This is a genomic window from Streptomyces sp. MB09-02B (assembly GCF_033794485.1).
Taxonomy (GTDB): domain Bacteria; phylum Actinomycetota; class Actinomycetes; order Streptomycetales; family Streptomycetaceae; genus Streptomyces.
Genome location: NZ_JARGEE010000719.1, coordinates 1 through 2,610 on the forward strand (window position 1 = coordinate 1; position 2,610 = coordinate 2,610).

General features: G+C 71.8%; 2 protein-coding genes. One reads left to right on the plus strand and one right to left on the minus strand.

Going from position 1 to position 2,610, the window contains the following annotated elements:
- Positions 1 to 713 precede the first annotated feature (713 nt).
- Positions 714 to 1,646, minus strand: coding sequence for a cyclase family protein (locus P1P70_RS43275; RefSeq protein ID WP_319247793.1), 933 nt, complete (start codon positions 1,644 to 1,646; stop codon positions 714 to 716).
- A 106-nt stretch (positions 1,647 to 1,752) separates the two neighbouring features.
- On the opposite strand from P1P70_RS43275, the gene P1P70_RS43280 reads away from it, so the two are divergent.
- On the plus strand, positions 1,753 to 2,610 hold an 858-nt coding region (locus P1P70_RS43280), incomplete at its 3' end, for an SDR family NAD(P)-dependent oxidoreductase (protein WP_319247795.1).

The window sequence follows — 2,610 nt, forward strand, 5'->3', positions numbered from 1 at the left end:
GGTGTGGGTGCCTCGGGGGCCGGTGGCGGTGGTGGAGTGGTGACTCCCGCGGTCTATCCGGCGTGCGGTGCGGTCACGGGTGTCGCGGCGGTGGCCCGGGAGAGCCTGGCGGTGCGCGAGGGGTTGGCGTACGAGGCGGTCTAGGCCGGGGAGTCCTGGTGGGCCGCGGGTTCTTGCTGGGTTACGGGTTCTTGGTGGGTCGCGGGTTCTTGGTGCTGGGGGAAGGGCGCAGCCCTTCCAGGGGTGCGGGGAACTGCGCGATCGGCCGAGTGCGGCCCGCGGTCGCCCTATGGCTCGCACCCCCGAGCTATGAGGCGCACTCCGTGGCCGGACGTGAGCCGCACGCGCCGCGCGCGAGCGCACGGCGTCGAACGGTCCCCCGGCGGTAGCCGATTCGTGCGCCGGGACGTGCTCCCGTACGCACCGTCGGGACGTCGGTTCCACGCGGTCGGTCCCCGAACGGGTGTTGACGTCCCGTGTCCGTTTGATCACGCTTGTGTCAGCGATTCGCCGCGAGGGGACGACGAGGGTCTCGGTGACGGAGGCCCTCGACGAGCGTGGGTCGTGATTCGGCGCCGGCTCCCCGCAGGGCCCAGGGGACAGGGTCGGGTACGCCGAAGCCGGATGGCGGCGCGGCGCGCGGTGCCGTGCTCGGGGCGCGCAGCGGCGCCGCGCCGCCAGTCGGCCCGGGCTCGCGGCCGCGCGGAGCGGGCCTACAGGATGGCGATCGGGGCCACCGGCGTGCCCGTCGCTCCGACGAACGGCTCCGGCATCGCCGAGAGCAGGAAGTCATACCGCCCCACTTGTCCACAGGCTGTGGACAACTCCTCCAGATTCCAGTTCTGGCCCTGTGGCATGCCCATCTCGACCAGGTCGAGCGCGTGCACCGGCAGCCACAGGTCCTCGACCTCCGGAGGGAAGATCTCGAACGTCAGGGTGTCATTGGCGACGGCCGCGACATCACGCGCGTGGAACCACTCGGGTGTGCGGAGCGACAGCCCCGGCGACGGGAACGCGTACGCGTGCTTGTCCCCGGCGAGGTAGGACCGGATCTGTCCGGTGCGGACCAGCACGATGTCGCCCGCGCGGACCCGGGTGCCCGCCAACTCCTCGGCCGCGTCCAGGTCTTCGGGGGTGACGGCGTGACCGCCGGGCAACCGGTCGTCGCCGAGTCCGAGGGCGCGCGGAATGTCCAGCAGGACGCCGCGCGAGACGATGTGCCGCGCCTTGTCGATGCCGGCGAAGGCCGCTCCGGCGTGCGGGGTGATCGTGGCCGCGGGGCGGCCGTTGTAGATCCGGCCCGAGTGCGATACGTGGGTGAGGGCGTCCCAGTGGGTCGCCGCCTGGAGCCCCATGGTCACCGCGTCGTCGCTGCACGCGACCGTGCCCGGACCGAAGATCTCCTGGTTGATCTGCACCATCGCGTGGAGCGGGTTCACCCGGCCCGGCATCATCCCCGTCTGCACGCCGTCCTGTTGGAGGGGCAGCGCGAGCGGGACCCGGTGACCGGAGCGGACACAGGCCGCGGCCACCCGTACGACCTCGTCGGTGATCAGGTTGAGGGTGCCGATCTCGTCGTCCGGACCCCAACGCCCCCAGTTGTTCACGCGCTTGGCGATGGCGTGGAACTCCGCCGGCAATGACATCGGCTCTCCCCGGGGCTTGTGTGGGTGTATCTGACGGGTCGTAGAATCGCCGTGCGAGCAGAATCTAACGGTCCGTCAGAAACCGCGATGAGGGGAAGGGGCCGGGGTGGGAAACTTCTTGGCAGACAAGGTCGTCGCCGTCACCGGAGCGGGGCGGGGAATCGGCCGGGCGGTCGCCCTCGGCGCCGCCGCCGAGGGCGCTCGGGTCGTCGTCAACGACTACGGCGTCTCCGTCGACGGCTCCGAACCCACCAGCTCCGTCGCCGAGACCGTCGTCAAGGAGATCGAGGCGGCCGGGGGCGAGGCGGTCGCCGTCGCCGACGACATCTCCACGATGGCCGGCGGGCAGCGGGTCGTGGACACGGCGGTCGAGACGTACGGCCGGATCGACGGGGTCGTGTGCGTCGCCGGGATCCTGCGCGAGCGGATGCTGTTCAACATGGCCGAGGAGGAGTGGGATCCGGTGATCGCCACCCACCTCAAGGGCACGTTCACGGTGTTCCGGGCCGCGTCCGCCGTCATGCGCAGGCAACGGGCCGGGACGCTGATCGGGTTCACCAGCGGCAACCACCAGGGGTCCGTCTCGCAGGCCAACTACAGCGCGGCCAAGGGCGGGATCATCTCGCTGGTGCGGAGCGCGGCGCTCGGCCTGCACCGGTACGGGGTGACCGCGAACGCGGTGGCGCCGGTCGCGCGTACGCGGATGTCGGCGGGGGTGCCGATGGAGCTGACCGAGATCGGTGAGCCGGAGGAGGTGGCCGCGTTCGTGGTGTACCTGCTGTCGGAGCGGGCCCGGGAGGCGGGGATCACCGGGCAGGTGTACACGGTCGCCGGGCCGAAGATCGCGGTGTGGGCGCAGCCGCGGGAGTTGCGTGCCGCGTATGCCGAAGGGGGCTGGACCCCGGAGAGGATCGCGGAGTTTCTGCCGGGGGCGGGGGGGGTGGATCCGATGCCGATGCTGGAG

Coding starts and splice junctions, on each gene's coding strand:
- P1P70_RS43275 (WP_319247793.1), bottom strand. CDS start 1,646: ATGTCATTGCCGGCGGAGTTCCACGCCATCGCCAAGCGCGTGAACAAC.